Here is a 26,233-nt window from a genome sequence, read left to right as displayed (position 1 = left end):
AAGGAACATTGGATAAAGAAATGATTAACAAAATCACTTTTGATGGTGTCCCAAAAGAGGCAATTCTGGATTTGGAAAATCCTGATTATGATAACATTATGAAAGCTGTGATTAAACATTCGGATGCTGTTATTATTGCTTCTGAGAAAGTGTCTCCAAGTTTAACAAAATTTATAGAATCTTCGGGAAAACCTTTTTTACCTTTCGCACCGAAAGAAAAATTCGCAGATGCGTATATCAATTTCTATAAAAACAGTGTTCTATAAATTAAACTTTTTCCTTTAAATATGCGTTATAATTCTTTTTTTAAGCAAATTCTATTAGTTGTAAGTATCGTTCTCTTTGTTTCATGTGATAAAGAATATAATTCCATTGGTGCCGATTTGTTAGGTGATAATCATTTTGCTCTGAGTAGTTACACTTCAAATGTCGTAGCATATAACCAAAAAATCACTTCAATAGAATCTAAAAATTTACCAGTAAACGCATTGGGGATTTATGACAATCCTGCTTTTGGCAAAACAACAGCAAATTTCGCAACACAGTTAATACTAAGTACTGTCGATCCTGTTATTGGGGATAATCCTGTTATTGATAATGTGATTTTAGACATACCTTATTTTACTGATGCTACTAAAACTGTGAATAACACCGATGGTAGCCATGTATATACACTCGATTCTATTTATGGTGAACCGAATGCTAAAATTAAATTAAGCATTTATGAGTCAGGGTATTTTATGAGAGATTTAGATCCAATTGGAGGATTTCAAACTGCACAAAAATATTTTACAGATCAAAACTCTGATTTTGAAAATCTTAAAATAGGAAATCGTTTGAATGACACTACTGTTGTTGCTCAAAACGATGAATTTTTCTTTAATCCTGCCGAGCATAGTGTTGATACTAAAGATGCTACGACAGGTGTGACCACAACAACAAGAGCAGTTCCTTCAATGAAATTGAATTTAAACAGGAGCTTTTTTAAATCAAAAATAATTGATGCAGCAGCCTCTGGCAAATTGCTTACCAATGATATTTTTAAGGAATATTTTCGAGGATTATATTTCAAAGTGGAACAATCTGGTACTGATCCTGGAAGTCTTGCTATGATGAATTTTTCGAAAGGAACCATTACTATTAATTATAAAGAAGATTTGGTTTCTACAACAGGAGGTGCTACAACAAGAGTCGCTAAAACTATTGTGCTTAATATGACAGGGAACACGGTAAGTTTGCTGAATCAATCGAATACAAAAACGGCCTATTCTACCGCTACAAGTTCTGCCAATACAACCCTTGGTGATGAAAAATTATTTGTCAAAGGAGGCGAAGGTTCAATGGCGGTAATCAGCCTTTTTGATAAAACGGATTTGATAGGATATGATGCAAATGGAAATTTAACTGGACCTAACGGTGTATCAGATGAATTAGATAATATTAGAAAAAATGGCTGGTTAATAAATGAAGCTAATCTTGTTTTTAATATTGATACAGATGCAATGGCAAATAGCTATGAACCACAGCGAATTTATTTATTTGATTTAACTAATAACCGTCCTGTGATAGATTATTATACGGATGCTTCATCAGGTACAAGTGTCAAAAAAAATAAAACAATATTTGACGGGAATATCAACTTAGATGCAACATCAAAAAGAGGGAAAACCTATAAAATTAGGATTACAGACCAGATAAGAGGGCTTGTAAAAAATGCCGATTCAACAAATGTTAAGTTAGGTATTGTAGTTACCGAAGATATAGCTACTGCAAATTCTAATCACTTAAGAACAGCAGGGGCTATTTCGCAAGCACCAAAAGCAAGCGTTATGAATCCATTGGGAACTATACTTTATGGAAGTGCAGCTACAGTTCCTGAAGACAAAAGATTGAAACTTGAAATTTATTACACAAAACCTAATTAACTATAAATTATGTGTGGAATAGTTGGATACATTGGTTACAGAGAAGCTTATCCTATAGTAATAAAGGGATTAAAGAGATTAGAATATAGAGGGTATGATAGTGCAGGGATTATGTTGTATGATGGAGCGAACATCAAACTTTCAAAGACAAAAGGCAAAGTAGCTGACCTTGAAGCGAAGGCTAATAAAGAAATTACAATCAATGGAACTATTGGAATAGGACATACGCGCTGGGCGACTCACGGTGTCCCAAATGACGTGAACTCTCATCCGCATCTTTCCAATTCAGGAGATTTGGCAATAATCCATAACGGAATTATTGAAAATTATGCCCCACTCAAAGAGGAATTAATAAAAAGAGGTTATGTTTTTAGTTCAGATACTGACACTGAAGTGCTTGTAAATCTAATAGAAGAAGTACAGAAAAACGAAAAACTAAAACTAGGCAAAGCAGTTCAAATAGCCTTAAATCAAGTTGTAGGAGCTTATGCAATTGCTGTTTTTGACAAAAAAAACCCTGATGAAATCGTTGTTGCACGTTTAGGAAGTCCTTTAGCAATTGGAATCGGAGAAGGAGAATATTTCATAGCATCTGATGCCTCTCCTTTTATAGAATATACTTCAAATGCAGTATATTTAGAAGACGGTGAAATGGCAAATATTAGGTTGCACAAACCATTAAAAGTGAGAAAAATTAAAGATGATTCTTTAGTTGATCCTTATATTCAAGAGCTTCAAATGAATTTGGAGCAAATTGAAAAAGCTGGTTACGATCACTTTATGTTGAAAGAAATTTACGAGCAACCAAGTGTTATAAAAGACACTTATCGAGGAAGACTTAATGCAAATGAAGGTATAATTCAAATGTCGGGCGTGGAGGATAATTTAGGAAAATTCCTGAATGCAGATCGTATCATTATTGTTGCATGCGGAACATCTTGGCATGCTGGTTTGGTTGCAGAATATATTTTTGAAGAATTTGCAAGAATTTCTGTAGAAGTTGAATATGCTTCTGAATTTAGATATAGAAATCCAATAATAAATAGTCGAGACGTTGTAATAGCTATATCACAATCTGGAGAAACTGCTGATACAATGGCTGCTATAAAACTTGCCAAAGAACAGGGAGCATTTGTTTTTGGAGTTTGTAATGTTGTTGGTTCTTCTATTTCAAGAGAGACTCACGCGGGTGCTTATACTCACGCTGGACCAGAAATTGGAGTTGCTTCAACAAAAGCATTTACAACACAAATTACTGTATTAACAATGATTGCATTGCGTTTGGCTAAAGCCAAAGGAACATTGTCTAATTCAGATTTTCATATGTACTTGCAGGAATTGGAAATAATCCCTGAAAAAGTTAAGGAAGCATTAGAAACTAATGATAAAGCAAAAGAAATTGCGGCTACATTTAAGGACGCTTCAAATTGTTTGTATTTAGGAAGAGGTTATAATTTCCCTGTTGCACTTGAAGGCGCTCTAAAACTTAAAGAGATTTCATATATTCATGCAGAAGGTTATCCTGCAGCCGAAATGAAACATGGGCCAATTGCATTAATAGATGATCAAATGCCAGTTGTTATCATTGCACCAAAACAAGGACATTATGACAAAATAGTTAGTAATATTCAGGAAATAAAATCAAGAAGCGGTAGAATTATAGCGGTAGTGACTAAAGGGGATACCCAAGTACGTGAACTTGCTGACTATGTAATTGAAATTCCAGAAACATCAGATGCTTTATCTCCATTAATAACAACAATTCCTTTGCAGCTTTTATCTTATCACATTGCAGTAATGAGAGGTTGTAATGTTGACCAGCCACGCAATTTAGCGAAGTCCGTAACGGTTGAATAAGTAAAAACCTACATATTTTTTTTCTAAAGCGAGTTTTTTTCTCGCTTTTTTTAATTTATATAATTACTTATATAGGGAGTATTTTAGGAATAATTCATTTTTTTTTCAAAAAAATATATGCAAGCATAGTATTTTTTTGAACTTTTAACAAAATAGTTGTTAATAAAATTAAAAATCCGCTAATATGAAATAATTATAAATGAATTAAAATATTGATAATTATAGTTTTTTTTGCCTCTATTTATAATAATATCAAAAATATTTTTACTTTTACTTCACTAACCATTAAATTTAACCAAATGAAAGTGTATTTACTTGTTTTGTCTTTGTTCTTTTGTAGCATAACCTTTGCTCAAAGCACAATTTCAGGTTCTGTTACAGACAGTAACAACCAACCTATTTCTGGATCTAGTGTTAAAGTAGCTGGAGATCCTTCTGCAGGAGTAGCTACTGACTTCGACGGATCTTTTGTTTTGAAAACATCACAAAAACCTCCTTTTGCTATTGAAGTAACTAGTGTAGGTTTTGAATCGAAAAAAATTAATATTACTTCAAGTAACCAAAAAGTAAATGTAAAACTTGCTGACGAACAAACAATGTTGAATGAAATTGTTGTTTCTGCATCAAGAACTCCAGAGAAAATTCTTGAATCTCCTGTTACCATTGAAAGAATGGGAATTAAAGATATTAAGAAAACTGCTTCTCCTACATTTTATGATGGATTAGAAAACCTGAAAGAAGTGCAAATGAACACAAGTAGTTTGACTTTTAAGTCCATAAACACTCGTGGTTTTGCAACTGTTTCAAATGTGCGTTTTATGCAACTAGTTGATGGGATGGATAACTCTTCTCCTCTTTTAAACTTTGTGCTTGGTAATATGATTGGTGTTTCGGAAATCGATGTTCAAAGTGTGGAGTTGCTTCCAGGAGCGTCTTCTGCATTATATGGTGCCAATGCTTTTAATGGTATTATGTTTATGAACAGTAAAAGTCCATTTACTTATCAAGGTATTTCAACCTATTTTAAATATGGTTCAACAAGCCAAAAAGCTGCAGGAACAAATGATTTTCATGATTTTGGAATAAGATTAGCACATGCTTTTAGTCCAAAATTTGCTGCAAAAGCTAATCTTACTTTTATGCAGGGAACGGATTGGTATGCTACAAATTATGATGATAAGACTCGTCCAGGAATCACTAGAAGTGACAAAAATTACGATGGTATAAATGTATATGGAGATGAGGTAAGCACAAATATCTATAATGTTGGGCAAAAAATTGCAGCAGCCAATCCAGCATTTGCAGCATTATTACCAACCTTGGCTAATCAAGGGAATGTGTCAAGAACGGGATACAATGAAACGGATTTAACAGACAATAAAGCAAGTAACACTAAAATCGACTTTTCTCTTCACTACAGACCTTTTGGAAACGAAAATCTAGAGGTTATTTGGCAGAGTAAATTTGGCTTTGGGAACGCTGTTTACCAAGGTGCAAACAGATATTATTTGAATAACTTTTTTATGCAACAACATAAATTAGAGTTAAAAGGTAAAAACTTTTTCGTGAGAGGTTATACCACTAGTGAGGATGGAGGGAAATCGTATGATATGCAATTTACAGGGATTAATGTAAATAGAGCATGGAAATCTGATGCAGATTGGTTTACACAATATGCAGTTGCTTATGCCCAAGGTTTCGCGGGATTATTAGGGTCAACTTATGCAGGCAACGCCACAGCGTCTCAAGCACTTGCTCGTAATGTGGCAGAAACAGGCAGATTAATTCCTGGAACCGCTGCTTTTCAAACCGCTTTCAACAAAGTAATTGCTGAGCCGAGTGTATTGACGGGTTCAAAACTGGTAGATAATTCAAAAATTTATCACTCAGATGCTAATTATAATTTCAAGGACATCGTCAAATTTGCTGAGATTCAAGTAGGAGGATCTTTTAGACAATATCAATTGAATTCTCATGGAAGAATTTATACTGATGCCAATGGGCCTATTTATTATAACGAATATGGTGCATATACCCAATTACAGAAAAAATTCTTAGATGATAGGTTGAAATTTACGGGATCTATTCGTTATGACAAAGCTAAAAACTTTGATGGTAGTTATTCTCCAAGAGTATCATTGGTATATTCAGCTGGCGAAAGTAAAAAACACAATTTTAGAGCATCTTATCAAACAGGATTTAGAAATCCAAGCACCCAAGACCAATATATAGGGTTCGATGTTGGAAGCGCTGCATTGGTCGGTTCTGCTCCAGACAATTTAGCTCGTTTTTCAGAGGTTAGAGGAAATAACGTTAATGGTAGTGGTTATATATCGCCTTATGGGCAATTTATATTAGGGTCTAATACCGCTATAATGACTGGAGAAAAAGCATACAACAATTCTTATACTGCAGCATCTGTGGGGGCATTTAGTGCAACAGGTAATCCAGCATTATTGAAAAAAACAAATGTTGGATTAGTAAAACCAGAAGAGGTAAAAGCATTTGAGATAGGCTATCGTTCGCAAATAGAGAAAATTAATTTTGATATTAACGGATACTATAATGTTTACAATAATTTTATTGGCAACTTGACCGTTGTTGCGCCATTATATGGTACTGCCAGCGAAACTTTGGATTTTGCATCTGGCGCAACGGATCCGGTTCCTTATATGAATAATCCAAATGTACAAAGCGTGCTTGCACTTAAGAATAGTGATTATAGAGCATACCAACTATACACCAATACGAATCTTGAAATAAAATCACTAGGTTTTGGTATTGGAGTTTCTAGAAAAGTGTTTGGAAACTTTGATCTTGGAGCTAACTACAACTATGCTCAATTTAATTTTGACCAAGCAAAAGATCCAAGTTTTGAAGCTGGATTCAACACTCCAAAACATAGAATTAAAGCAAGCTTTGGTAATGATAAATTATTCGAAAATTTCGGATTTAGTGTTAGTGGAAGATGGAATAGTGAATATAAATGGGAGTCAACAATGGCTGACGGAATGATTGCTGCAGCTACTGTTATCGATGCTCAAATTAACTACGGAATTCCAAAACTAAAATCAGTAATTAAAGTGGGCGCATCTAATCTAGGAGGGAAAGAATATTTCCAAGTTATAGGTGCGGGATTAATAGGGCAACAATATTTTGCTTCTTGGACAATTAATCCATAAATATTAATTCAGATTATTTTTAAAAACCATCCCAACTTGCGGGATGGTTTTTTTGTTTTTATTAGTTATTCTCTCTTATGATAGGATTCCTTTAAAAACAGTCTGTTTTTTTATAAAAAAAGTATTGATTTTTATATTTTAAAAAATTATCTTTGCGCACTGAAAAACGTGGCTAGTTGATTAGTTTCAATTAGTTGAACTTCATAAACCTGAATAGCTATTTAATAAATACATAAGCAATGTCAAAAGTAATAGGAAAAGTTGCCCAAATCATCGGACCAGTTGTCGATGTAGTTTTCAACGGTAAAGATGTTGAACTTCCAAAAATTTATGATTCATTAGAAATCACAAAAAAAGACGGAACTTTATTAGTTCTAGAAGTACAATCTCACATTGGTGAAAACACTGTACGTACCATATCAATGGACTCAACAGACGGTTTGAGCAGAGGTTATGAAGTAGTTGGAACAGGTGCTCCAATACAAATGCCAATTGGTGCGGATGTTTACGGACGTTTGTTTAACGTAATTGGAGATGCAATTGATGGTTTAGGTAATTTACCAAAATCTGGTGAAAACGGAATGTCAATTCACAGAGCAGCACCAAAATTCGAAGATTTATCAACTTCATCAGAAGTTTTATTTACAGGTATTAAAGTAATCGATTTGATTGAGCCTTACTCAAAAGGAGGGAAAATTGGATTGTTCGGTGGTGCTGGTGTTGGTAAAACAGTATTGATTCAAGAGTTGATCAACAATATTGCAAAAGGTCACGGTGGACTTTCAGTATTCGCAGGAGTAGGAGAAAGAACACGTGAAGGAAATGACTTGCTTCGTGAGATGTTAGAGTCAGGAATTATAAAATACGGCGATGAATTCATGCACTCCATGGAAAATGGTGGATGGGATTTATCTAAAGTTGATATGCCTGGAATGAGAGAGTCTAAAGCTACTTTTGTTTTCGGTCAAATGAACGAACCTCCTGGAGCTCGTGCTCGTGTAGCACTTTCAGGATTATCTATTGCAGAATATTTCCGTGATGGAGCAGGTTCAGATCAAGGGAAAGACGTATTATTCTTCGTTGATAACATCTTCCGTTTTACACAAGCAGGTTCTGAGGTATCGGCACTTTTAGGTCGTATGCCATCTGCGGTAGGTTACCAACCAACATTGGCAACTGAGATGGGAGCAATGCAAGAGCGTATCACTTCTACAAACAAAGGATCTATTACATCTGTACAAGCGGTTTACGTTCCTGCGGATGACTTAACTGACCCGGCGCCAGCAACAACATTTGCTCACCTTGATGCAACAACAGTATTGTCTCGTAAAATTGCTGAGTTAGGTATTTATCCTGCGGTGGATCCATTGGATTCAACTTCAAGAATCTTGACTCCACAAATTATTGGTGATGACCATTATAACTGTGCACAAAGAGTAAAAGAAATTCTTCAAAAATACAAACAATTGCAAGATATTATTGCGATTTTGGGTATGGAAGAACTTTCTGAAGATGATAAATTGGCGGTTTCAAGAGCTAGACGTGTGCAACGTTTCTTGTCTCAACCATTCCACGTAGCGGAACAATTTACAGGATTGAAAGGAGTTTTAGTTGATATCAAAGATACTATCAAAGGATTTAATATGATTATTGATGGAGAATTAGATCACTTGCCAGAAGCAGCTTTCAACCTTAAAGGAACTATTGAAGAAGCTATCGAAGCAGGAGAAAAAATGTTGGCAGAAGCATAAAATCAGTTAGCAGTTTTCAGTTGGCAGTTTTCAGAACTTCTAACTTCTAACTTCTAACTTCTAACTTTAAAAATATGATTTTAGAAATAGTATCACCAGAAGCAAAATTATTTTCAGGCGAAGTAACTTCGGTTTCATTACCTGGAGTTGTTGGAGATTTTCAAATGCTGAATAATCACGCACCTATTGTTTCTTTGCTTCAAAAAGGAATTGTAAAAATTACAGCTCCAAGTTTCAAATTTAGTAAGGAATCGGAAGATTTATTTACGAAAGTGAACGATCAGAACTATACACTAGCTATCAATTCCGGAACAATTGAAATGAAAGACAATAAAGTAATTGTATTAGCCGACTAAGACAATTTCAGTATAAAAACGAAAAGCCAAGCAGTGATGTTTGGCTTTTTTGTTTTCTGTCATTGCTGAGGAATGATGCAATCTATTGATTTTATTCCTTTACAAACTCCATAATATCTCCAGGTTGACATTCCAGAATTTCACAAATCAGCTCTAATGTCGAAAACCGAATTGCCTTTGCTTTTCCTGTTTTCAAAATAGAGAGGTTGGCTGTTGTAATGCCAATTTTTTCTGCAAGTTCATTGGAACGCATCTTACGCTTGGCAAGCATTACATCAAGGTTTACAATGATAGGCATAGCTTAAATTGTTAATTCGTTTTCTTCTTCCAAAGTTCGTCCTCTTTCTATAAGTTTAGTAAACAATACCAATACAGCACCCAAAAGAACTATGTAAATATTTATATCAATCGTTGGGTTAAATGATACTTTGATATTTTCGAAATAGCCATTTTGTAAAGATTTTAAAATTTGTGGAGTTATAATTATGCTTCCAAATAATTTGTTGTCTATAAAGGCATAAATTAAGGGAATCAATTGTGAAAAAAGCAGTAAATAGCCAAGTTTAGAAATGTATTTAGAAAGGACATTAGAGAAATAAATTTCTTTAGCTACTTCTTTTAAGATTAATACTAAAAAGTACATTTGTAGAATATAAAAAATAAATTTTAGTGGATTTCTTAATCCTAATACTGTATTTGTAAAAGAGTTATTGGTTTTTATGCTTAAATATTGAGCATTTCCACCATTTATATATTTAATGAACTGGAAAGAATTCCGATTTTTATAGTTTCCATCTTCTTCAAATGCAAACGTGTGATTGCCCATTGACATAACATTATATATGTTTATGGCCTTTACTTTTCTGTTTTCTTTTAAGAATTGATTGTTTATTTGAGGATAGGAATCCTCTGCAATAATCCCGAAGTAGTTTTCATTAATTTTGATAGAGTCTGGAATTCGCAAAGTTAAATGAACAGGAACTAATGACCCTTCAGAATTTTTATTTCCGATTGTTGTAGTCCACGAATTATCATCGTATTTATAAATATATTGCCCATCGTTACCAAAAAAAATCGCTGATTGACCAATTATAAAATAAGCTGAAGTGACAATAAAGCAAAATAATACCACAAAGTATAAAAATGAGGCAATGTACTTGGTTGTTTTCATAATTGATTAAATTATATTTTGATACAAATATATAAAAATTATTGATAAACAATAATAAAATAATTATAAACAATAATTAATATTAATATCAGTGTAAATCCGTTTAATCTGTGTCATCCGTGGCTCATACTTTAGACAAATTTATTCCCTAACTTTGCCCTTATGAAGTTTCCAAAAAACCTTACTGCCAAACTCGAAATACGCAAGCAAAACAATGCTTTGCGAAAACTGTCTTCGCCCAATGATTTAATCGATTTTGCTTCCAATGATTATATTGGATTTTCAAAAAATAAATCCATTTTCGAAGAAACTCACCACTATTTATTGGAGACTAATTGCATTCAAAACGGAGCAACAGGTTCTCGATTACTATCAGGAAATCACAAAGTCTATCAAGAAGCGGAAAGTTTCATTGCCCAATTCCATCAATCGGAAAGTGCTTTGATTTTTAATTCGGGTTATGATGCGAATGTTGGTTTCTTCAGTTCTGTTCCACAAAAAGGCGGTTTGATTTTGTATGACGAGTTGTGTCACGCTTCCATTCGTGATGGAATTCAGCTTTCGAATGCCAAAGCTTATAAATTTAATCACAATGATTTTGAGGATTTAGAAAAACTCATTGAACGTTTTCAAACTCATTTAACCGAAGTTTACATTGTCACCGAAAGTGTTTTCTCTATGGATGGCGATTGTCCGAATATGGAAGAATTAGTTGCCGTTTCTGAAAAATACGGATGTTACTTGGTTGTTGATGAAGCGCATTCACTTGGAGTTTTTGGAGAAAAAGGAGAAGGATTGGTTCAAATGTTAGGTTTGCAAAACCAAGTCTTTGCCAGAATAATGACATTTGGTAAGGGATTAGGCTGTCACGGCGCAGCAGTTGTAGGAAGTCAGGAATTGAAAGACTATCTCGTCAATTTCTCACGAAGTTTTATTTATACCACGGGATTGTCGCCACATTCGGTTGCTACGATTTTAGTAGCTTACCAACATTTAGAATCAGAAAACCAAACAATTAATAAGCTTAAAGAAAATAGCATCCATTTCAACCAAGTTCAGCATTTATTGGGATTGAAACCTATGTTTGTCAAAAGCAAATCTGCCATTCAAAGTGCCATAATTCCAGGAAATGAAAAGGTAAAATCAATTGCTAATCAAATTCAGGAAAAGGGATTTGACGTCAAAGCTATTCTTTCGCCAACGGTTCCCGAAGGTCAAGAACGGTTACGCTTTTGTTTGCATAGTTACAATTCAAAAGAAGAAATCTCTGAAGTGTTGGCTTTGTTGAGTACTTTTGTTTTTTTAGCCACAGATGACACGGATTTAACGGATTTTCACTGATTTTAATTTTTAAATGCGAAGAATGACTGAAATTTTACACAAAGAATTATCGGAATCGATTTTAAAAGTTTTTTATGAAGTTTACAACGAATTAGGTTGTGGGTTTCTTGAAAATGTCTATCAAAATGCAATGTATTTGGAATTAAAATCAAAAGGTTTTAAGGTGGAAGCCCAAAAACAAATTAAAGTTTATTACAAAAATGAACTTGTCGGTAATTTTATTGCAGATTTATTGATTGACGATGTAATTATTGTAGAATTAAAGGCTTGTGATACTTTAGTGAAGGCTCATTATGCTCAAACTTTAAATTATTTAAAAGCAACAAATGTTGAAATTGGATTATTATTGAATTTTGGCGAAAAACCAGAAATCAAAAGGCTCATTTTCACAAACAACAGAAAGAATTAAAAAAATCCGTTAAATCCGTGTCATCTGTGGCTAAAATATGAAACTATTTATAACAGGAATTTCAACCGATGTCGGTAAAACCATTGCTTCCGCAATTATTGTCGAAGCACTCGTAGCCGATTATTGGAAACCCATCCAAGCAGGTGATTTGGACAATTCAGATAGTCATAAAATCGAAAGTTATATTTCAAACAATAAAACCATATTACACAGTAATAGTTACAAATTAAACACACCGGCGAGTCCGCATCTCGCAGCAGAATTAGATGGAATCACCATCGATTTAAAACTAATCAAAGAACCAAAAACTAAAAATCATCTTGTCATTGAAGGAGCTGGAGGCGTTTTTGTCCCGTTGAACGAAAAGGATTGTATTATTGATTTAATCCAAAATGACTATAAAGTAATCATTGTTTCTAGACATTATCTGGGAAGTATCAATCATACTTTATTGACCATAGAAGCATTACAAAACAGAAAAATAAATATCGCTGGAATCATTTTTAGCGGAGAGCAAAATAAATCTTCTGAAGCGATAATTCTAAATAAAACGGGAATTAAATGTATTGGAAGAATAGAACAAGAACCTTATTTTGATAAAGCCGTAATTAGAGAATACGCCGATTTGTTTCGCGAGAATTTATTGAATTTATAAAATATAAATAGCTAATCAGCATTCAAATGAACCTAACCGATAGAGACAAAAAATACATTTGGCATCCTTATACACAACACAAAACGGTTGCACTTCCTATTGCTATAAAAAGAGGAGAAGGCGCATTGCTTTGGGACGAAAATGACAAAGAATATATTGATGCAATCGCCTCTTGGTGGGTAAATCCTTTTGGACATTCCAACAAATTTATTGCCGATGCGATTTACAAACAACTTACGACTTTAGAACACGTTCTTTTCGGCGGATTCACTCACGAACCTGCCGTAGTTTTGGCTGAAAAGCTGATGGAAACTTTGCCCAAAAACCAACAAAAAATATTCTTTTCCGACAATGGTTCAACAGCTGTTGAAGTGGCAATTAAAGTGGCTTTGCAATATTTTTTCAATAAAGGAGAAAAGAAAACCACGATAATTGCTTTCGAAAATGCCTTTCACGGCGATACTTTTGCAGCAATGGCAGCAAGCGGAATTTCCTTTTATACCCAAGCTTTTCAAGGAATGTTTATTGATGTAGTTCGGATTCCTGTTCCAACAAAAGGGAACGAAGAAGCTAGTTATTCTGCATTGCGTGAAGCTATAAAAAACAATAATTGTGCAGGATTTATATTTGAACCACTAGTTCAAGGAGCAGCAGGAATGGTAATGTACGAACCGGAATCACTTGATGAATTGATTCGAATTTGCAAGAAAAATAATGTACTTACTATTGCAGATGAGGTGATGACTGGTTTCGGGAAAACAGGGAAAACTTTTGCCTGCAATTATCTAACCGAAAAACCCGATATGATGTGTTTGTCGAAAGCCTTGACAGGCGGGACAATTCCAATGGCGATTACCACTTTTACTTCGGCTATTTTTGAAGCTTTTTATGATGAGGACATCAATAAGGCATTGTTTCACGGTCATACTTTTACGGCAAATCCAACGGGTTGTGCTGCGGCTTTGGCGAGTTTGGAGTTGTTGCAAACCAATGAAATGCAAGGCAATATTGCTCGAATAAATCAAAGGCATTTGGCTTTTCAAAAGTATATTGAATCACATCCAAAAGTAACTACAACACGAGTTCTCGGAGTGATTTTTGCCTTGGAAATAAAGACCAAAAACCAAGCTTCTTATTATGGAACATTGCGCAATAAACTCTATGATTTCTTTATTGAAAACGGTGTGATTTTACGGCCAGTTGGAAACGTAGTCTATATTTTACCACCTTATATTATGACCGATATGCAATTGCAAAAAGTGTATGAAGTGGTCGAAAATGCTTTAGAAATAGTTTAGGATTTAACCACGAAGTTCACAAAGAAGGCACAAAGTTCACTATTATTTAGTCACAGATTTCACGGATTAAAAGGATTTACACAAATTTTTTCAAAAGATTTTAAACCTAAATGTACTTATATGTCTTGTATGGTTAAAATTTAAAAATCCGTGTTTTTGCTTTAGCAAATCCGTGTCATCTGTGTCCCATTTTTACAAAAAACTTCACGACCTTTGCATCAAAATAAAAAGCCTTGTCAAAAACTATCTCTATTACCTCCATAGCATCTATTTCCCCATTGGGCAATGACTCGAAGACAATTTGGGAAAATTATCAAAATACAAATCATTGTTTTACAAATCATTTTTTAGACCATAAAGAAACCTTGGTTGCCAAATTGGATGATGATTCAAATGAAATAATTGAAGATTTAAAGCAATCAGACATTAAATACAAATCTTTAGACAAAACAGTTTTGTTTGCAATGGCAGTTTCGCGGAAAGCTATTGAAAATGCGGGTTGGACCACGAATGATGTTTTCGGAATTAACATTGGTTCTTCTCGTGGTGCGACGGATTTATTCGAAAAACACTTTCAAGAATATTTAGAAACAGGAAAAGCGCAAACTTTAGCTTCGCCAACGACTACTTTGGGAAATATTTCCTCTTGGGTTGCCCACGATTTACAAAGTTCTGGACCTGAGATTTCGCATTCTATTACGTGTTCTACCGCTTTGCACGCTTTGTTGAACGGAGTGGCTTGGCTTCGTTCGGGAATGATTGACAAATTTTTGGTAGGTGGAAGCGAAGCACCGTTGACGGATTTTACGATTGGTCAAATGCGGGCTTTGAAAATTTATTCAAATAGTGAAGAAGCCTTTCCTAATAAGGCTTTTGATTTAGAGAAAACCCAAAACACAATGATTCTTGGCGAAGGTGCCGCCGTTTGTTGTTTGGAAATGGGACGAAAAGAAAATGCTTTGGCTTATGTTGAAGGCATTGGTTATGCCACTGAAATTTTGGAACATAACATTTCCATTTCGGCTGAAGCAACTTGTTTTCAAAAATCGATGAAAATGGCTTTGGAAAATATAGATTCATCCGAAGTGGATGTCATTGTGATGCACGCTCCAGGAACAAAAGCGGGTGATTTAACGGAATTTAAAGCCATTCAAAAAGTTTTTGGAACAGAATTGCCAATGCTTACTACTAATAAATGGAAAATTGGTCACACTTTTGGTGCATCAGGGATGTTGAGTATGGAACTGGCTATTTTGATGGTGCAACATCAAGAATTTATTGGCGTTCCATTTGTTGAAGTTCAAAAACCAAGAAAACATATCCGAAAAGTGCTTGTCAACTCAGTTGGTTTTGGTGGAAATGCAGTGAGTATTTTGTTGGGAATTTAACCACGAAAACACAAAGTTCACGGTTTTTTAGCCACAGATTTAAACGGATTCACACGGATTATTTTAAAAGTTTTCTAACTTAAATGACCTTATATGTCTTATAAGTAATAGCTAAAATTTAATGTCGTATTTTAATGAATTCCTTTGCCACAGATTAGCACAGATTAATTAGCTTAAAAATCTTTTTAATCCTTCTTAATCTGTGGCAAAAACTCTTTTTAATAATTGCGACATTATATCTTTCTCGTTACTTAGGGTTTGAAAAAATCCGTTTTTATCCGTGTTTTTGCTTTAGCAAATCTGTGTCATCCGTGTTCCAATTTTTCCAATTCTTTCACTTTGTCGTAAACCAAATTGCTTTCAAAACCTCGGCGAAGCATATAATCACAGAATTTTTTACGTTTTTTTAGAGTGTTAGTTTCTCTAATTGATTCCCAATTTTTTTCTGCAAATGAGTGAAAAGTCTCCAAATATTCCTCGGGAGTAATTTCTTTAAGCGCAGTGTTGATAAGGGTTTGTGATATGTTTTTAAACTTCAATTCATTGGTAGTTCTGATTTTTCCCCAATGTTTGATGCGGTGTTTCCCTCTTGCAAAACTACAAGCAAATCGTTCTTCGTTCAGAAAATTTTCGGCGATGAGATGCACCATTATTTGGTCAATTTCTCCTGAATCCATTTTCATAGTCCACAATTTTGAAACCACTTCATCGTGACACCTTTCTTGATAGGCACAAAAATATTCTATCTTTTGAATAGCTTCTTTTATGGAATAGCGTTCTTTCACTGCGAAGTTTTTATTTATTGATAATGGAAGCGTTTAGCATTCAAATTTCGGGTTTTTAATTTAACTTCCAAATATGTCGATTTTAATTTCTGCAAAAGGGCTTTATAACGAGAATAAATGTAGTTAACCGACTTAATTTTAAGGTTGTACCTTTCTTTTATTTCTTTGTCTCGAATTTATGATTTCCATTTTATAGAGGAACAGTATAAAAATTGATTTTAAGATAAAATAAAATATATAGTATCATGAATAAAAAAATACTTCTTTCTTTATTTTTAGTTCTGCTTCAAACAGCCGTTTTTGGTGCAACAAATACTTATACTGGTTCAACAAGCGTTGGAGGAAAGTTGCTTTGGAGTACAGCTGGGAACTGGTCTTTGGGTACGATTCCAACAGCGGCTGATGATGTAGTAATACCGTCTGGAAAAACTGTGACTCTTGATGTTACACCAGTTTCTGCTAATAGTATAATTGTTTCTGGAACGATAGATTTAAATAAATTTGCTGATATTACTATAAATTCACAATTAATAGTTGTCACTTCTCCTAATGGACACATTAATTTTGATCATACTTATATTAGATTACCTTCAAATGTTACCCTATATCTTCAAAATGGTTCAGCTAGTTTAAATGGAAGTTGTAATAATAATGATGAAATTTTTGTAGGGACTGTCCAATACGCAGTTTGTGTTGGTGGTGGAGCATTGTACTTATTTGCGGAAATTGAATCTGCTGGCGGTATTAATGTTGTTACTGCAGGAGCAATAGGGATATCACAATCGATTTGTAATGGATCAACCCCAGCTGCTTTGACATCAACGACGGCCGCTATAGGTTCAGGAACAATTACATACGAATGGCAGACAAATGCAACGGGTAGTTATGTTACTATTGCAGGATCAATAGGAGTATCTTATTCTCCGCCAGCTTTAAACAGCACAACAAGTTATCGGCGAAGGACAGTTTCTGTAATTGGAGGATATACTTTTTATTCGACATATACTGCTCCTGTAACAGTAACGATAAATCCATTGCCAACAACACCTATAGTGAATGTATCACAGCCTTCTTGTGACTCTTCAACTGGAACAATAACCGTGTCGTCACCAGTTGGAATGAACTATAGTATTGATGGTTTGGACTATACGAATACGACGGGAATTTTCACTTCAGTTGCGGCTGAAACCTATAACGTAACTGCAAAAAATTTATCAGGATGTATTTCTAATGCTACAAGTGTATCTATTAACTCGGTGACAACTAAAACGTGGAACGGAATGTGGTCTCCTGTTGGAGTTCCAACAAGTGATAATTTAGTAATTATAAATGGGAATTATAACACATCATCAAATGGGGATTTAAATGCTTGTAGCTTAATAGTTAACTCTGGGTTTACTTTAACTATTACGCCAGGTAAAAATGTAACAATTCAAAAGGATCTAACAGTTAATGGTGTTTTAGATGTATTAGACCAAGGTTCTTTAGTAATGGTTAATGACTTAGGAATAGTGACAAATAATGGAGTAACAAATATACACAGATTTACAACTTCTTTTAAGCAATATGATTACACTTATTGGTCAACTCCAGTTGTTTCAACAAATATAGCAACTACTTTTCTGAATAAAGGTTGGCATACAGAGAATGCTTATGAATATTTACCTGAGAATTTTGAAGATGTAGCTCCAGTAGATGGTTATGATGATAATGGTGACGATTGGTCATTTGCAACCACTATGAATCCAGGAAAAGGATATATTATTATGGTGCCAACACCTATAAGTGGCCCTTCTGGGAACAATCCATCAGAGGTTGTTTTTTCTGGTAAAGTTAACAATGGTATTCAGAAAATCGCAGGAGTTATTCCTAATAGTTCTTATCTTATAGGAAATCCGTATCCATCAGCCTTAGATGCAGAAACTTTTTTAGACTATAATTCGGGTGTTTTAGATGGTACTCTTTATTTTTGGACACATAATACGGCTATTCAACTTGATAATCCAGCAGATACTAGTTTAGGATCTGGAGCTTATGCTTTCACTTCAAACGATTATGCTTCCTATAATTCAGTTGGTGGTGTGGGTGTGGGTTCGGGAACATCAGCACTAAGTGGAGGAGTTAAACCAACTGGAAAAATAGCATCAGGACAAGGGTTTTTTGCATCAAGTAATGTCGATATTGTTGGTCTTAATGAGATTGTATTTAACAATGCTATGAGATTGAGTGGCTCAACAGTACCTGATGGGACAGGGATTAATCAACAATTTTTCAAAACTAAAAATCCTAAAGGTAAAACTGCAAATGTAGTGGAGAAAAACCGTATCTGGTTGGACTTAAAAAACAGTCAGGGTGCTTTCAAACAAGCCCTTGTGGGTTATATAACTGATGCTACAAATGATTATGATAGCCGTTTTGATGGAGTAAGTTATGACGGTAACGAATTTGTAGATTTTTATAGCGTGAACCAAGATAAGAATTTAGTTATTCAAGGTCGTGCTTTGCCATTTGATGAAAATGATACAGTGCCACTAGGATTTAAGTCAACTATTGAAGGTGAATTCACTATTAGTATTGATCAAACAGATGGATTACTTACAAATCAAGCGGTATTTCTAGAAGACAAGTTGGCTAATACAACAGCTGATTTAAAAAGTGAGGCCTATTCTTTTACCACTTTGGCAGGAACCTATAATGACCGTTTTATATTGAAGTATAAAAACACAAGTAAAACACTAGCAGTCGTTGAAACGGATATTGAAGATGGAATTATGGTATTTTATTCAAATAATTATAAGACATTAATTATCCACAACAATTTGTTGGATTCAGCAGTGAAATCAGTTGCTCTTTTCAATATGGAGGGGAAAAACATAGAAAATTGGGATGTTAAAGATAGTGTGCAGAATAATGTTCAGATACCAATAAAAAATATAAGTTCAGGAATTTACATTGTAAAAGTTAAAACAATGAAAGGCGAAAGCAGTAAAAAAATTGTAGTTAATTAGTGGTTATGCCCTCAATATCAGCTTTTCGAATTTTCAGGAAGCACTAAAATTTTTATTCAAAAATTCCTTTCTCTAATCAATAATAATGACATTCATAAGAAATGTCTCGTTATTAATTATAAATTTATGTAGTTTGTCGATTAAAAATATTTTTTATCAGTTTATATTTTTTATGTTTGCATCCGATTTATAATTTATTAGTATATTTTTTTAATCGAATAGTTATTATAAAAATTATATATATTTTTTGGCATTAGAATTCTGAGAACTTTCAAAAAACATTTTTATTTTTTGAGCGTGGTTTTATAAAAAACAATTTAATTGAAAAATTTAAACATTTACATATTAAAATTTGGAATGGTGAAAAAGAAGAAGCTTGACATCATTTCACATTTGACTTCCTTAATAAAACCATCAAGAGCAATTTTTTTGTTCCTGATGGTTTCGGTTTTTTCATTTTCATCACTAATGTCTTTTGGGCAAACACAAACATTTACTTCATCAGGGACTTTTACGGTGCCTTGTGATGTCACTTCGATTGAAGTAAAAGTGTGGGGAGCCGGTGGAGCCGGTGGAGGATCTACTAGTAGCGGCAATGGTGGAGAAGGTGGAGGAGCTGGGGGCTATACATATAATGTTTTTTCTGTTACACCAGGGCAAATTATTCCTTATACTGTAGGTACTGGAGGAAACGGTACTACAGGAAATGGTGGGAATGGAGGAGATTCCTCTTTTTTGACTTTGACTGCTTATGGAGGAAAAGGTGGAGATAAAAATGGAAATGCTACAAAGGGTTTTGGAGGATTAGCTATTGGAGGTACAACTAACATAATTGGAGGAGCTGGAGGAGCAGGCGGAAGCAATACAGGAGGTGATGGCGGGAATGCTGCTGGTGCTGGCGGTTTAGGTGGAGCAGGAAGATCTAATAATAATGGAGATAATGGTAATGCTCCTGGCGGCGGCGGTGGCGGTGGTGAAGCTACTGGTTCAAGTAAATCAGGAGGGAATGGAGGGAATGGTCAAATAGAGCTTACTTACACTTCTTCTTTAAAAAATTATTGTACTCCGTCTTATAATTCTAATGTTGAACCAATTACAAATGTCACTTTTGCAGGAATCAATAATACAACAACAAATGCGCTTGGTGGTTCTAGTCTAGAAAGTTTCTGTATCACAGGATCTGTTGTACAAGGATCAGCGACAAACGCTATTTCTGTTAAAGGGAATACAGTTGGAAATTTTATGGAATATATTAAAGTATATATAGATTGGGATCAGAATGGGGTTTTTGGAAATAATGCTAATGAAAAATATGATATAGGTACCATTACGAATTCAGATGGAACGGATGCTATATCAGCAACAGGAAACATTACTGTTCCATTAGCGGCGTTAACAGGAAACACCAAGATGAGAGTTGTAAAAACGTTTATTTCTAGCGGATTTTATTCAAATGACCCTTGTTTTAGTGGTAATGATTGGGGTCAAGCAGAAGATTATATTATTAATGTTTTAGTTGCTACACCTCCTACAATTTCAAGTTTTACGCCTTCAAGTGGTTGTGTGGGTACTACTCCGGTAGTAATAACGGGTACGAATTTTACGGGAGCAACTATAGTAACTTTTGGCGGGACAAGTGCTTTGTCTTTTATAGTAGATTCATCAACGCAAATTACAGCTACTCCGGCAGCAGGAACGACAGGAACTATAAAAGTTATAACGCCAAGTGGTACTGCCACAAGTGCAACTTCATTTGCAGTAAATGCTTTGCCAGCAACACCAACAGGAACAGCTTCACAAACTTTTTGTACTAGTAATTCACCAACTGTAGCCAATTTATCAGCTACGGGAACATCTTTAAAATGGTATGCGGCAGCTACTGGAGGTAGTGCATTGGCATCAACAACAGCATTAGTAGATGCAACTCATTATTATGCAACACAAACTAATGCAAGTGGTTGCGAGAGTACATCTAGATTTGATGTAACAGTAACTTTGAATATTCCACCAACAGCCACTGGCACTTCTATTTGTGTGGGTGGTTCGGGAACTTTGACCGCATCTGGAACTTGTGGTTCAGTAGATCCAGTTACTGTTGGGGCTAATAATGCTGGAACTGCTGTTTCAACAGGGACTGGGACTTCTTGGACTAATCCAGGAAATATTACAACAACAGGAACTCCATACGCCTCTGTAGGATTAACGAATTCTAGTGATAGCAAAATTCTCCGAGCAAGTAATTTTGGATTCAGTATACCAACCAACGCAACCATTAATGGAATAGTTGTTACCATAAATAAAATGGTTAATAACACAAGTGGAACTAGAGCAGATGTAATAGTACAACTTTATAATGGTTCAAGTGCACTTGTTGGGGACAATAAAGCTAAGGCAACCAACTGGTCAGGTTCATTTACAGATGTAGTTTATGGGGGAACAGCTGATAATTGGAACGCAGGATTAACAGCCGCTGATATTAATAATTCAAATTTCGGAGTTGCACAGTCTGCTCAATGTAGTAGTGGTATTACCAGAATCTTTACAGTTGATTACGTACAAATTTCAGTTACTTATACAATACCTGGGTCAATAGATTGGTACACCGCATCAAGCGGAGGGACTTATTTAGGTTCTGGTTCTCCATTTAATCCAGTTGGAGTTGCTGGTTCTGGATTGGCAAACACTAATATAGCAGGAACAACAACTTATTATGCAGAGTGTTCCCTTAATCCAGGATGTAGGACACCTGCAAGTTTTGTAATAAATCCAACAAGTGTTGGAGGAACAGCTTCTTCAAATCAAGCAATTTGTAATGGTAGTTCCCCAACAAATATCACTTTATCAGGTCAAACAGGCACAATACAATGGCAATCGTCAACGGATAACGTAACTTTCGCAAATATTTCAGGAGCTACCGCATCTCCATTAACAAGTGCTCAAATGGGTACATTAACTGCAACTCAATATTATCGAGCAGTAGTATCAAGTGGAAGTTGCTCATCAAATTCGACGGTAGTAACGGTAACGGTAAATACCGCACCATCTGCTCCAACAGGAACAGCTGCTCAGTCATTTTGTTCTAGTGACTCGCCTATTGTAGCGAATTTAACGGCAACAGGAACTGCCATAAAATGGTATGATATATCTAGCGGAGGAACTGCATTAGCCACATCAACAGCATTGGTAAATGGTACACATTACTATGCCACGCAAACCAATGGAAGTGGTTGTGAAAGTACAACAAGATTTGACGTGACAGCTACAGTAAATGCAACGCCAACAATCACTCCAAATAAAGTAGATGAAACTTGTCCTGCTTCTAATGACGGTAGCATTACACCTACACTTTCAGGAGGTCTTACTAATGTTCGATATATAAAATTAACGCAAAAATATGTAAATGCTGATGCTTGGCAACAAGTGACAGAAATTGAGGCTCATGAAATTTTTACAGGAACAAATGTTGCTTTAACTTCAAACGGAGCAACAGCCACCTCTAGTTCAAATTATCTAAACAATTCCGCAGGTTATGGTCCGCAAAAAGCCATAGACGGAATAATTGTGAGCACTAGTACGACTCATAATTTTTGGCATAGTAACTCACCAAATAGTAACGAATATATAAAAGTTGATTTACAATCGGCTAAAAATATCGACTATTTACGAATATACAACCGTTCAGATTGTTGTCAGGAAAGAGGACAAAATATGTTATTAGAATTGTTTGACGCTTCTAATAATCTTGTTTATTCAAAAACGGTAAATCTTTTTGAAGGTATCTATGGTGCACACTATATTGATGTAAATGTATTAGATGTTTCTTGGTTAGATGGTGCGACTACTCTATACAGGACAGCATTAGATTCAGGAACTTATACTTTAAATTGTGCCGATGCCGTAGGATGTTCAGTAAGTTCTCCAATAGTTATTGGAACAGCAAATACTGAACCTTCGGCTCCAATAATAGGCACTATTACCCAACCCGATTGTACAATATCTACAGGGAGTGTTGTTTTAAGTGGTTTGCCAGCATCTGGAACTATAAGTCAAACAGGAACAGTGATTAATAGTTATCCAATTACGGGAACAACAATGACTATCTCAGGATTGGCTGTAGGAATCTATAACTTTTCGGCATCGAACGGCATATGTAGTTCATCAGCCACTGCAAATGTTGTAATCAATCCAGCCATTACCAATACTTGGACTACATCTTGGTCAAATGGAACGCCTAATAGTACACAAAAATTAGTTTTTACAGGTAATTATCCGCCAGCAATAGATCCTAATGTAGATTTATTTGGTTGTTCTTGTAAAGTTGTAGGAGGAGCTGCCGTTACCATTAAACAAGGAAGAACAATGACAATAAGTAATGAGGTTACAGTTCAAGCAGGAGGAACTTTGACTTTTGAGGATCAATCAAGTTTAGTTCAAATTAATGATGCAGCCGTAAATACAGGGGATATTACTTACAAGAGAATGACCACCGTAATTCTAAATACTGATTATACCTATTGGTCTTCGCCTGTAGCAGGTCAGGTTTTACAATTAGTTTCGCCGAATACTACTTCTGCAAATGGTTTTTATTCTTATGATGCTACTATTGATGACTGGAAACAAGAATCTCCAACGGGGTCCATGGGAATTGGTATGGGGTATATTATTCTTGGTCCTAAAACTTATTTAGCACCAAGTTTCTATCAGGCTTCTTTTATGGGCATACCTAATAATGGAATTATAAATACGCCAATTGGAGCTGCAAATACATCAAATTTAATAGGGAATCCATATCCATCTGCTTTGAATGCCGATAAATTTTTGGCTGAAAACTTAGGTGTGATAGAAGGGACAATATATTTTTGGACTCATAACACAACTATTCAATTAGCATCAAACATAACTAATGGAACTGCAGGTACAGGTGCCTATGCTTATACTTCAGATGATTATGCTTCTTATAATTTTACAGGAGGAATTGGAACTGGATCCATAAGTATTGGATCTAATATATCTATACCGAATGGTAAAATTGCATCTGGGCAAGCTTTCTTTACGACAAGTGTTGCATCTGGAAATGCTGTTTTTAATAATAGTATGCGGGTTGATAATATAGGTAATACTTTGAATAATTCTCAGTTTTTCAAATCTAAAAACCCTAAAAATAAAAATGCAATAACTATTGAAAAAAGCCGTGTATGGTTAGATTTATCCAATTCTCAAGGGGCTTTCAAACAAACACTCGTGGGCTATATAACTGGTGCCACAAATGATATTGATCCTGCTTATGATGGAGAGAGTTTAGATGGGAATGAATACATAGATTTTTATAGTGTTGTACAAGATAAGAATTTAACGATTCAAGGACGAGCTTTACCATTTGACGAAAATGATGTTGTGCCACTTGGATTCCGTTCAGCTATTGAAGGAGAATTCACCATCAACATCTATCAAACAGATGGTTTGCTAAGCAATCAAGCGGTGTACATTGAAGATAAGTTGACAAATACTATTTTTGATTTAAAAAGCGGAAATTATACTTTTACCACTTTAGCAGGAACTTTCAATGATCGTTTTGTATTGCGTTATAACAATAAAACATTGGCAACATCCAATTATGATGCGCTAACAAATAAGGTTTTAGTTTCTAATACAAACAAACAAATAAAAGTCAATTCCTTTGCAAAAACGATTGATAAGGTTGAAGTTTATGACTTATTAGGTAAACAAATCTATCAAAAAGAAAAGGTGAACGGTAATGAACTATTGATACTTAATTTGGTTTCTAGTAACCAAACCTTGTTGGTGAAAACAACTTTACAAAGTGGAGAAACGGTTACAAATAAGATTATTTATTAGTTTCCTTTTCAAAGTCTTTTATAAAAAATGCCGTCCTGATTTACTCAAGACGGCATTTTTTTTATTAAAAGAAACACTTATTTTCCTTTCGCAGATGCTTCTAAATTTCTTTCAATAGTATGTCCTGGTCTAGACCATTTTGGTTTTTCGCCAAGTGAAGTAAACTTCGAATCTACCGCTTCAACGGTTTCACGTTGATATACTTTTGCAAATGGCTGTTGATTTTTTAATCCTAAAATTTCGAACATTTTCATATCTTCATTTACGTCATTGTTTGGAGTCGTAAGTAATTTATCGCCAGAAAAAATAGAATTGGCTCCAGCCAAAAAGCACATTGCTTGCCCTTCTCGGCTCATATTTACTCTTCCTGCCGAAAGTCGTACTTGTGTTTCTGGCATAACAATTCTGGTGGTTGCCACCATTCGAATCATTTCCCAAATTTCTACTGGAGTTTCTTCTTCGAGTGGAGTGCCTTCAACGGGAACTAAAGCATTTATTGGCACGGATTCGGGTTGTGGATCTAATGTAGAAAGAGCTACAAGCATTCCTGCACGATCTTCGATGCTTTCGCCCATCCCAATGATTCCGCCACTACAAACGGTAATATTTGTTTTTCGAACATTTTTAATAGTTTCTAAACGGTCTTCAAAGCCACGTGTCGAAATCACCTCTTTATAATATTCTTCGGAAGTGTCAATGTTGTGGTTATAGGCGTATAAACCGGCTTCGGCTAATCGTTGTGCTTGATTTTCGGTAATCATTCCAAGGGTGCAACACACTTCCATATCAAGTTTATTAATGGTACGAACCATTTCTAGAACTTGGTCAAAATCATCACCGTCTTTTACATTTCTCCAAGCTGCTCCCATACAAACACGAGAAGAACCGTTAGATTTGGCTTGAATAGCTTGCTCTTTAACTTCGCTTACGGTCATCAAATCATTAGTTTTGATAGATGTGTGGTATCGTTTTGCTTGCGGACAATAACCACAATCTTCTGAGCAACCACCAGTTTTTATTGACAGCAAAGTAGATACTTGAACCACATTTGGATCGTGATGTTCCCTGTGAACGGTTGCTGCTTCGTAAAGCAAATCCATCATAGGTTTTGTATATATTTCGAGGATTTCTTCTTTTGTCCAGTCGTGTCTTGTGATGCTCATCGATTTGATTTTTTGATGGCTCAAAAGTAGTTAATTTGTTCCAATGAAACAAAGTTGTAGTATTGAAAAAACGGAAAGAAACAGTTTG

At 34.9% G+C, this 26,233-nt stretch carries 16 protein-coding genes and 1 pseudogene; 13 read left to right on the top strand and 4 right to left on the bottom strand.

Features of this window, described 5'->3' with window-relative positions; genetic code table 11:
• The 6 genes and pseudogenes from PHC28_RS01035 to PHC28_RS01010 form a co-directional block, all read left to right on the top strand.
• A pseudogene (locus tag PHC28_RS01035) lies at positions 1-266 on the top strand (glycogen synthase); the annotation flags it as partial.
• Between the two features lie 21 nt (positions 267-287).
• On the top strand, positions 288-1,925 hold the full coding sequence (locus tag PHC28_RS01030; protein ID WP_300095705.1) for a DUF4270 domain-containing protein: 1,638 nt from the start codon (positions 288-290) through the stop codon (positions 1,923-1,925).
• Between the two features lie 9 nt (positions 1,926-1,934).
• Positions 1,935-3,782, top strand: coding sequence for a glutamine--fructose-6-phosphate transaminase (isomerizing) (glmS, locus tag PHC28_RS01025; RefSeq protein ID WP_300095702.1), 1,848 nt, complete (start codon positions 1,935-1,937; stop codon positions 3,780-3,782).
• 299 nt (positions 3,783-4,081) lie between these two features.
• Positions 4,082-6,964, top strand: a complete 2,883-nt coding sequence (locus tag PHC28_RS01020; RefSeq protein WP_300095699.1) for a TonB-dependent receptor — start codon at positions 4,082-4,084, stop codon at positions 6,962-6,964.
• A 239-nt stretch (positions 6,965-7,203) separates the two neighbouring features.
• The gene (gene atpD / locus PHC28_RS01015) at positions 7,204-8,715 is read left to right on the top strand and encodes a F0F1 ATP synthase subunit beta (RefSeq protein ID WP_300095696.1); all 1,512 of its coding nucleotides are present in this window, start codon (positions 7,204-7,206) and stop codon (positions 8,713-8,715) included.
• A gap of 74 nt (positions 8,716-8,789) precedes the next feature.
• A complete protein-coding gene (locus PHC28_RS01010; RefSeq protein WP_300095693.1) occupies positions 8,790-9,071 on the top strand; it encodes a F0F1 ATP synthase subunit epsilon in 282 nt (93 codons plus the stop codon).
• A 91-nt stretch (positions 9,072-9,162) separates the two neighbouring features.
• Here the strand turns inward: PHC28_RS01010 and PHC28_RS01005 are convergent, their stop codons facing one another.
• Positions 9,163-9,369 (bottom strand): helix-turn-helix transcriptional regulator, encoded by a 207-nt coding sequence (locus PHC28_RS01005; RefSeq protein WP_112085875.1) that lies wholly within the window; start codon positions 9,367-9,369, stop codon positions 9,163-9,165.
• Between the two features lie 3 nt (positions 9,370-9,372).
• Entirely contained in the window at positions 9,373-10,242 is an 870-nt protein-coding gene (locus tag PHC28_RS01000; RefSeq protein WP_300095689.1) for a DUF2975 domain-containing protein, read from the bottom strand.
• Between the two features lie 162 nt (positions 10,243-10,404).
• Here PHC28_RS01000 and PHC28_RS00995 point away from each other — a divergent pair, with 162 nt between their 5' ends.
• The 5 genes from PHC28_RS00995 (at position 10,405) to PHC28_RS00975 (ending at position 15,333) form a co-directional block, all read left to right on the top strand.
• Entirely contained in the window at positions 10,405-11,583 is a 1,179-nt protein-coding gene (locus PHC28_RS00995) for a pyridoxal phosphate-dependent aminotransferase family protein (protein ID WP_300095686.1), read from the top strand.
• A 22-nt stretch (positions 11,584-11,605) separates the two neighbouring features.
• Positions 11,606-11,992, top strand: coding sequence for a GxxExxY protein (locus PHC28_RS00990; protein WP_300095683.1), 387 nt, complete (start codon positions 11,606-11,608; stop codon positions 11,990-11,992).
• Between the two features lie 37 nt (positions 11,993-12,029).
• Complete coding sequence (gene bioD / locus PHC28_RS00985) at positions 12,030-12,647, top strand: dethiobiotin synthase (RefSeq protein ID WP_300095680.1); 618 nt, start codon at positions 12,030-12,032, stop codon at positions 12,645-12,647.
• A gap of 26 nt (positions 12,648-12,673) precedes the next feature.
• Entirely contained in the window at positions 12,674-13,945 is a 1,272-nt protein-coding gene (gene bioA / locus PHC28_RS00980) for an adenosylmethionine--8-amino-7-oxononanoate transaminase (RefSeq protein WP_300095678.1), read from the top strand.
• A 233-nt stretch (positions 13,946-14,178) separates the two neighbouring features.
• Entirely contained in the window at positions 14,179-15,333 is a 1,155-nt protein-coding gene (locus tag PHC28_RS00975; protein ID WP_300095675.1) for a beta-ketoacyl synthase N-terminal-like domain-containing protein, read from the top strand.
• A 305-nt stretch (positions 15,334-15,638) separates the two neighbouring features.
• Here the strand turns inward: PHC28_RS00975 and PHC28_RS00970 are convergent, their stop codons facing one another.
• Positions 15,639-16,118, bottom strand: a complete 480-nt coding sequence (locus tag PHC28_RS00970) for a regulatory protein RecX (protein WP_300095672.1) — start codon at positions 16,116-16,118, stop codon at positions 15,639-15,641.
• Positions 16,119-16,363: 245 nt separating this feature from the next.
• Here PHC28_RS00970 and PHC28_RS00965 point away from each other — a divergent pair, with 245 nt between their 5' ends.
• Positions 16,364-19,126: a G8 domain-containing protein gene (locus tag PHC28_RS00965; protein ID WP_300095669.1), complete on the top strand. Its 2,763-nt coding sequence runs from the start codon at positions 16,364-16,366 to the stop codon at positions 19,124-19,126.
• A gap of 321 nt (positions 19,127-19,447) precedes the next feature.
• Positions 19,448-24,982, top strand: a complete 5,535-nt coding sequence (locus tag PHC28_RS00960) for a T9SS sorting signal type C domain-containing protein (RefSeq protein WP_300095666.1) — start codon at positions 19,448-19,450, stop codon at positions 24,980-24,982.
• Positions 24,983-25,059: 77 nt separating this feature from the next.
• On the opposite strand, the gene bioB is transcribed toward PHC28_RS00960, so the two are convergent.
• A complete protein-coding gene (gene bioB / locus PHC28_RS00955) occupies positions 25,060-26,145 on the bottom strand; it encodes a biotin synthase BioB (RefSeq protein WP_300095663.1) in 1,086 nt (361 codons plus the stop codon).
• Between the last annotated feature and the right edge of the window lie 88 nt (positions 26,146-26,233).

Origin of the sequence: Flavobacterium sp. (assembly GCF_028712645.1) — a bacterium.
Lineage (GTDB): Bacteria > Bacteroidota > Bacteroidia > Flavobacteriales > Flavobacteriaceae > Flavobacterium.
The sequence above is the reverse complement of the archived record's forward strand: the minus strand, read 5'-3'. Positions and strand labels throughout refer to the sequence as shown.

Excerpts from the sequence above, each read along its gene's own strand:
- PHC28_RS01030 (WP_300095705.1), top strand. The coding sequence starts at position 288 with ATGCGTTATAATTCTTTTTTTAAGCAAATTCTATTAGTTGTAAGTATC.
- bioA (WP_300095678.1), top strand. The coding sequence starts at position 12,674 with ATGAACCTAACCGATAGAGACAAAAAATACATTTGGCATCCTTATACA.
- glmS (WP_300095702.1), top strand. The coding sequence starts at position 1,935 with ATGTGTGGAATAGTTGGATACATTGGTTACAGAGAAGCTTATCCTATA.
- PHC28_RS00965 (WP_300095669.1), top strand. The coding sequence starts at position 16,364 with ATGAATAAAAAAATACTTCTTTCTTTATTTTTAGTTCTGCTTCAAACA.
- PHC28_RS01000 (WP_300095689.1), bottom strand. The coding sequence starts at position 10,242 with ATGAAAACAACCAAGTACATTGCCTCATTTTTATACTTTGTGGTATTA.
- atpD (WP_300095696.1), top strand. The coding sequence starts at position 7,204 with ATGTCAAAAGTAATAGGAAAAGTTGCCCAAATCATCGGACCAGTTGTC.
- PHC28_RS01020 (WP_300095699.1), top strand. The coding sequence starts at position 4,082 with ATGAAAGTGTATTTACTTGTTTTGTCTTTGTTCTTTTGTAGCATAACC.
- PHC28_RS01010 (WP_300095693.1), top strand. The coding sequence starts at position 8,790 with ATGATTTTAGAAATAGTATCACCAGAAGCAAAATTATTTTCAGGCGAA.
- PHC28_RS00995 (WP_300095686.1), top strand. The coding sequence starts at position 10,405 with ATGAAGTTTCCAAAAAACCTTACTGCCAAACTCGAAATACGCAAGCAA.
- bioD (WP_300095680.1), top strand. The coding sequence starts at position 12,030 with ATGAAACTATTTATAACAGGAATTTCAACCGATGTCGGTAAAACCATT.
- PHC28_RS00990 (WP_300095683.1), top strand. The coding sequence starts at position 11,606 with ATGACTGAAATTTTACACAAAGAATTATCGGAATCGATTTTAAAAGTT.
- PHC28_RS01005 (WP_112085875.1), bottom strand. The coding sequence starts at position 9,369 with ATGCCTATCATTGTAAACCTTGATGTAATGCTTGCCAAGCGTAAGATG.
- bioB (WP_300095663.1), bottom strand. The coding sequence starts at position 26,145 with ATGAGCATCACAAGACACGACTGGACAAAAGAAGAAATCCTCGAAATA.